The sequence below is a fragment of the Micromonospora sp. NPDC003776 genome (genome assembly GCF_053605645.1).
Genome location: NZ_JBSGJR010000451.1, coordinates 1 through 5,976 on the forward strand (window position 1 = coordinate 1; position 5,976 = coordinate 5,976).

Here is a 5,976-nt window from a genome sequence, read left to right on the forward strand (position 1 = left end):
CTCGGCCACCACCTCGACCCCGCCGTACGCCCCGACCGACCCGGCCGGCCAGCACGGCTGGTCCTGGCCGACCCCGCCCGGTCCGGTGCCCGGCGGGACGTACCCCGGCCAGCCGCCGCTGCCCGGTGGCGCGTACCCCGGTTCGCCGCCGCTGCCCGGTGGGGCGTACCCCGGTCCGCCGCCGCTGCCCGGTGGGGCGTATCCCGGCCAGCCGCCGCTGCCCGGGCAGCCCTACGGCTGGTATCCCGGGATCGATCCGAACGACCCGCTGGTGACGCCCCCGCACGCGGGGATCGGCGGCTGGTTCGCCCGGTGCTCCGGCGCGCTCCGCCGTGGCTGGCGTCAGCTGCTGCCGATCATGCTGCTCACCCAGACCGTGCCGGCTGCGGTGATCGCGATCCTCTCCGTCGGCCTCGCCCCCGCGAGCCAGCCGGTCACGGGAGCGGCGGGCAACCCCGCCCTGCCGGAGGGGTACCTCCGGGACGTCCTCGTCTTCTACGGCGCGGTGCTGCTCGCCGCTCTGGTCTTCGGCCCGCTCCAGGCCGCGGGCTGGGCCGCCGGCACCTGGCTGGTCACCCGGCAGGCGACCGGCGAGCCGGTCACTGTCGGCGCCGCCTTCCGGTACGGCTGGCGCCGGGCCATCGGCCTGTGGGGCTGGACCATCCTCGCCTCGCTGCTGCTCATGGTCGGGTTCTGCGCCTGCTTCCTGCCGGGCGTCTACGTGCTCTTCGCGGTCGCCCTGTTCGGCCCGGTCTACCTCTTCGAACGGCAGGATCCGATCGGCCGCTCGTTCGGGATGCTGCACAAGCGGTTCGGCATGGTGCTGGGCCGGGTCGCGCTGGTGGTGGCGGCGCTGGTCGTGGTGGCCGTCGTCAACGGCGTGCTGGAGGCGGTCAGCAAGCTCGTGTTCGGGGCGGACCCGATGAGCGCGCCGGGCACCGCGACGGGCGCGGTCCTGGTGGCCGTGCTGAGCGCCGTGCTGGCCACCCCGGCCTACCTGTTCCAGCTCGTCGGGCTGGTCGTCGCGTACGCCGAGCAGCGCGCCCAGTACGAGCCGGTGAACGTCGCCCGACTGGCCGCGGAACTCGGCTGAGCGGCGGCATCGTGCTTGCACTCGGCTAGGGAGAGTGCTAAACAAGTCATTGGCACTCGCATGCGGTGAGTGCCAATGGTCGGGGCGGTAGGGCCACGGCCGCGGCGGCGTCTCGATGGCGCCGGAGCGGCACGGGCCGGTCGTCGCGGGCTGTCCGGCCCGACCGAGGAGACGTCGTCGTCGCCAGGTGGCGACGTCCCCAAGGTGCCTACACCAGGCGGCCCATCCGGGATCCCGGGTGGCCCGTGAGTGTCCAGGAGGACAACGCCGTATGGCCAAGATGATCGCGTTCGACGAAGAGGCGCGCCGCGGCCTCGAGCGGGGCATGAACCAGCTCGCTGACGCCGTGAAGGTGACCCTCGGCCCCAAGGGCCGCAACGTCGTGCTCGAGAAGAAGTGGGGCGCCCCCACCATCACCAACGATGGTGTGAGCATCGCCAAGGAGATCGAGCTCGAGGACCCGTACGAGAAGATCGGCGCCGAGCTGGTCAAGGAGGTCGCCAAGAAGACCGACGACGTGGCCGGTGACGGCACGACGACGGCGACCGTCCTGGCCCAGGCCCTGGTTCGCGAGGGCCTGCGCAACGTGGCCGCCGGCGCCAACCCGATGGCCCTGAAGCGGGGCATCGAGGCCGCCGTGGCCAGCGTCTCGGAGGAGCTGCTCAAGCTCGCCAAGGACGTGGAGACCAAGGAGCAGATCGCTTCCACCGCCTCCATCTCGGCCGGTGACACCAGCGTCGGCGAGATCATCGCCGAGGCGATGGACAAGGTCGGCAAGGAAGGCGTCATCACCGTCGAGGAGAGCAACACCTTCGGCCTGGAGCTCGAGCTCACCGAGGGTATGCGCTTCGACAAGGGCTACATCTCCGCGTACTTCATGACCGACCCGGAGCGTATGGAGGCCGTCTTCGACGACCCGTACATCCTGATCGCCAACAGCAAGATCTCCTCGGTGAAGGACCTGCTCCCGATCCTGGAGAAGGTCATGCAGTCGGGCAAGCCGCTGCTGATCATCGCCGAGGACCTCGAGGGCGAGGCCCTGGCGACCCTGGTGGTCAACAAGGTCCGCGGCACCTTCAAGTCGGTCGCCGTGAAGGCGCCGGGCTTCGGTGACCGCCGCAAGGCCATGCTGACCGACATCGCCATCCTCACCGGTGGCCAGGTCATCAGCGAGGAGGTCGGCCTCAAGCTCGACGCCGTCGGCCTCGACATGCTGGGCCGCGCCCGCAAGGTCGTGGTGACCAAGGACGAGACCACCATCGTCGACGGTGCCGGCGACGCCGAGCAGATCCAGGGCCGGGTCAACCAGATCCGGGCCGAGATCGACAAGAGCGACTCCGACTACGACCGCGAGAAGCTGCAGGAGCGCCTGGCCAAGCTGGCCGGCGGTGTTGCGGTGATCAAGGTCGGCGCGGCCACCGAGGTCGAGCTCAAGGAGCGCAAGCACCGCATCGAGGACGCCGTCCGCAACGCGAAGGCCGCCGTCGAGGAGGGCATCGTCCCGGGTGGTGGCGTCGCGCTGGTGCAGGCCGGCAAGACCGCCTTCGACAAGCTGGACCTGACCGGCGACGAGGCGACCGGCGCGCAGATCGTCAAGATCGCGCTGGACGCTCCGCTGCGGCAGATCGCCGTCAACGCCGGCCTCGAGGGTGGCGTCGTCGTCGAGCACGTCCGCAACCTCGACCCGGGTCACGGCCTCAACGCCGCCAACGGCGAGTACGTCGACCTGATGGCCGCGGGCATCCTCGACCCGGCCAAGGTGACCCGTTCCGCGCTGCAGAACGCCTCGTCGATCGCCGCGCTGTTCCTCACCACCGAGGCCGTCGTGGCGGACAAGCCGGAGAAGACCCCGGCCGCCCCGGCTGGCCCGGGTGGCGGGGACATGGACTTCTGAGTCCAGCTCCACCAGTACGCCGGAAGGGGGCGGGCCGCGTCAGCGGTCCGCCCCCTTCCGCATGTCTGTCACGTCGGCAGTCGCCGCTGGTTGCGCCGCGTGTGCGCCCGGTCGTACGGCGGTGGGATCCGGATCGGCTCGTCCACCGGTTGCCGTGGCTCCTCGACGGGCGGTTCCCCGCCGCCGGTCATCTCCGCGAGCTGCTCGGCGTCCCCGTAGTCGAGCCGGTCGAACGGCAGTTGCCCGGGGAGTTCGTCGACCGGGCGCCAGCTCATCGCCGGCTCGTCGGTCCGTTCCTCTTCCATGGTCATGGCTGCCTCCTCTACGACCGACGGTAGGCGGCGGTCGATGACCGGTGAGGCGGAACGGCGTTACGTTACTTATGTCCGTTAAGTGCCTTGCGGAACAGGAAAAACACCCGCTCGATCCGAGCGCCCGCCGCGCCCGAGTAGAACGGCACCGGACCCACCCAGCCGATCTGCGCCGCGCCGATCCCGGCCGCCGCCTGGTCGCGCAGGCAGCGGCGCAGCAGCACCCCGCCGATCCCCGTACCCTCGGCCGCCGGGGCCGTCCCCATCGGACCGAACCAGCTCGGCCGGGACGAGCCGTACGCGGCGAAGCCCAGCACCTGACCGTCCCGTTCGGCCAGGTGCGCGCCCGCTTCCGGGCGGCCCACCGAGCCGGCCAGCTCGCCGTCCCACGTCCCGCCGAAGGTGCCCCGGGCGAACTCGGCCAGCGCCGGCAGGTCCGCCGGCTCGGCCCGGCGTACCGTGACCCCGTTCTCGGCGAGCCGGCGCTCCGCCGTCTCCGTCGAGCGCAGCGCCGGTGACCCCGTCGCCAGGTCCGCCGTCATGTTCCAGGCGGTACGGTCCTGCCGGTAGCCGAGGCGCAGCGCCGCGCATACCGCCGGGGTGTACCGCACGTCGATGCCCGGCCAGGCGTAGTACGGCGGATTCCCGGCCAGCAGCAGTTCGGTCGCGCCGAGCCCGGCGAGCCGCCGTTCCGCCTCGGCCAGCAGGGCCCGCCCGATGCCCTGCCGCCGCTCCGCCGGGGCCACCGCCAGCAGGTCGACGTGCCCCAGCCGGGAATCCCGCCCGGAGACCGAGCCGACCAGCACCCCGATCAGCGCGCCGGCGCGTACCGCGCCGAGCCGCAGCACCGGCCGGTCGGCCGCCGCCCGGGCGGCCAGGGTGTCCACGATCGCCGGCGCCTCGGCGGCGTCCTCCGGCAGGTCGAGGGCCCGTCGGCAGAGGTCGACGACCGCGGGCAGGCGGTCCGGGCCCAGCTCGATGATCTCCGCGTCCATGGTCGCCGACCCTACTCAACAGGCAGGTTTGTTTACAGGGTCCACCGGTTAAAAGGGGCCCCTGCTCTACCTGAGGCGTTAAGAGGGGGCCCCTGCTTGCACTGCGGCCCGCACCGCCGCGTACGCGTCAACCAGCCCCGCGCCCACCAGGTCCCGGTCGCCGCCGCAGCGGTTCGCGGCCGGGGGGACGCCTGCCGGGGTGGCGGTGTCGAGCAGGATGCGCCGGGTCCGGGCCAGGTCGCCGACGAGCGCCGGGTTGGCCGACCACATGAGCGCCACCACCCCCGCGACCTGCGGCGTCGCCATCGAGGTGCCGTCCAGGGTGGCGTAACCGCCGCCGGGGAACGCGGACGGCACCCCCGCCCCGGGCGCGACCAGGTCCGGCTTGGCCAGGCCCCCGGCCGCCGGGCCCCGGCTGGAGAAGCGGGTGAGCTGCCGCGACCGGTCCACCGCACCGACCGTCAGCACGTCCGGGTACGGCGCCGGCGGGTCGGCCACCGAGCTGCAGTACGGGCCGGTGTTTCCCGCGGCGGCCACCACGAGGATCCCGGCCGCGGCCAGCGCGGCGGTCGCCGGCCGCAGCGCCCCCGGGTCGCAGCCCTCGATCGGCGGGCAGCCCCACGAGTTGGTGAGGATGTCCGGCGCCCGCTGCGGCCGGCCGTCGGTGAACGGGTTCCCGCCGACCGGGAACGGCGCCAGCATGAACTGCAGGCAGTCCAGGTAGTGGGCCGGGCTGCCCAGGTTGCGCTCCAGGTTGACGCAGCCGACCCACTGCGCCCCGGGCGCCACCCCGATGCCGTTGCGGCCCACCGCGCTGCCCACCGTGTGGGTGCCGTGCCCGCCCCGGTCGCCCGGCGTCCGGGTGTGCGCCCAGGGGTCGTACCAGGAGTCGGCGCCGCCCCGGAAGCCGGCGGCCAGCGCCGGATGCCGGCCGTCCACTCCGGAGTCCGAGCTGCCCACCACCACGCCCGCGCCGGTGACGCCCAGCTCGGACCAGACCCGGTCCGCGCCGATCAGCGAGACGTTCCAGGCCGGGCCGGCCGGCGCCGGCTGGTTGCCCCGGGCCGGGGGCGGTGCCGCCGGCAGCGGGCGCAGCCGCTGGCTGACCAGCACCCGGGCCACCTCCGGCCGGCCGGACAGCCAGGCCCGCACCTCCGGCCCGCCGTCCGTCTCGATGGCGTTGACCAGGTAATACGGCGTCGGGTGCAGGCGCAGCCGGGTCAGCTCGCGACGCAGGTCGCCCTGCGTCCGGTCGGCGGTCGCCACCAGCCGCCGGTAGACCTCGGCCGCCCGGGCGTCCCGCCCGGCCCGCCCGGGCGTTCCGGCCGGGATCCCGCTCAGGTCGGCCTGCTCCCGGAGCACCACCAGCAGCCGGTCCCCGTACAGGCCGGGCTGGCCGGGGACGGCGTACACCACCGCGACGGCGGCGAGCAGGCCGGCCGCGACCAGCCCGGCCACCCCGCGCCGGGGCGCGCGGGCACGGCGACGGGCCAGCAGCACGCCGTACCCGACGGCGAACAGCACCGCGACGGCGAGCGCCACGCCGGTCGCGACCGCTGCCCAGTACGGCACGTCGCGGCTGGTCGCCAGCAGGAGGGTGAGCTCCTCCGGGTCGGTGAACGCCAGCGGCCCGAGCAGCCCGAGACCGACCAGCCAACGGACCGGGGCGCGCCCGGCCGGCCG

Annotated in this window: 5 protein-coding genes; 2 read left to right on the top strand and 3 right to left on the bottom strand. The window is 73.8% G+C overall.

Translation table 11 applies throughout. The features are described from left to right. Both ACWEVO_RS27810 and groL read left to right on the top strand, forming a co-directional pair. A partial coding sequence (locus ACWEVO_RS27810; RefSeq protein ID WP_452310449.1) for a hypothetical protein occupies positions 1-1,093 on the top strand: 1,093 nt, incomplete at its 5' end. A 271-nt stretch (positions 1,094-1,364) separates the two neighbouring features. Next, the gene (gene groL, locus ACWEVO_RS27815; RefSeq protein ID WP_452310450.1) at positions 1,365-2,987 is read left to right on the top strand and encodes a chaperonin GroEL; all 1,623 of its coding nucleotides are present in this window, start codon (positions 1,365-1,367) and stop codon (positions 2,985-2,987) included. Between the two features lie 68 nt (positions 2,988-3,055). On the opposite strand, the gene ACWEVO_RS27820 is transcribed toward groL, so the two are convergent. The 3 genes from ACWEVO_RS27820 to ACWEVO_RS27830 all read right to left on the bottom strand — a co-directional run. Next, positions 3,056-3,298, bottom strand: coding sequence for a hypothetical protein (locus ACWEVO_RS27820; RefSeq protein ID WP_452310451.1), 243 nt, complete (start codon positions 3,296-3,298; stop codon positions 3,056-3,058). 65 nt (positions 3,299-3,363) lie between these two features. Beyond that, positions 3,364-4,293 (bottom strand): GNAT family N-acetyltransferase, encoded by a 930-nt coding sequence (locus ACWEVO_RS27825; protein WP_452310452.1) that lies wholly within the window; start codon positions 4,291-4,293, stop codon positions 3,364-3,366. Between the two features lie 78 nt (positions 4,294-4,371). Next, positions 4,372-5,976: S8 family serine peptidase (locus tag ACWEVO_RS27830; RefSeq protein WP_452310453.1), on the bottom strand; the 1,605-nt coding region annotated here is incomplete at its 5' end.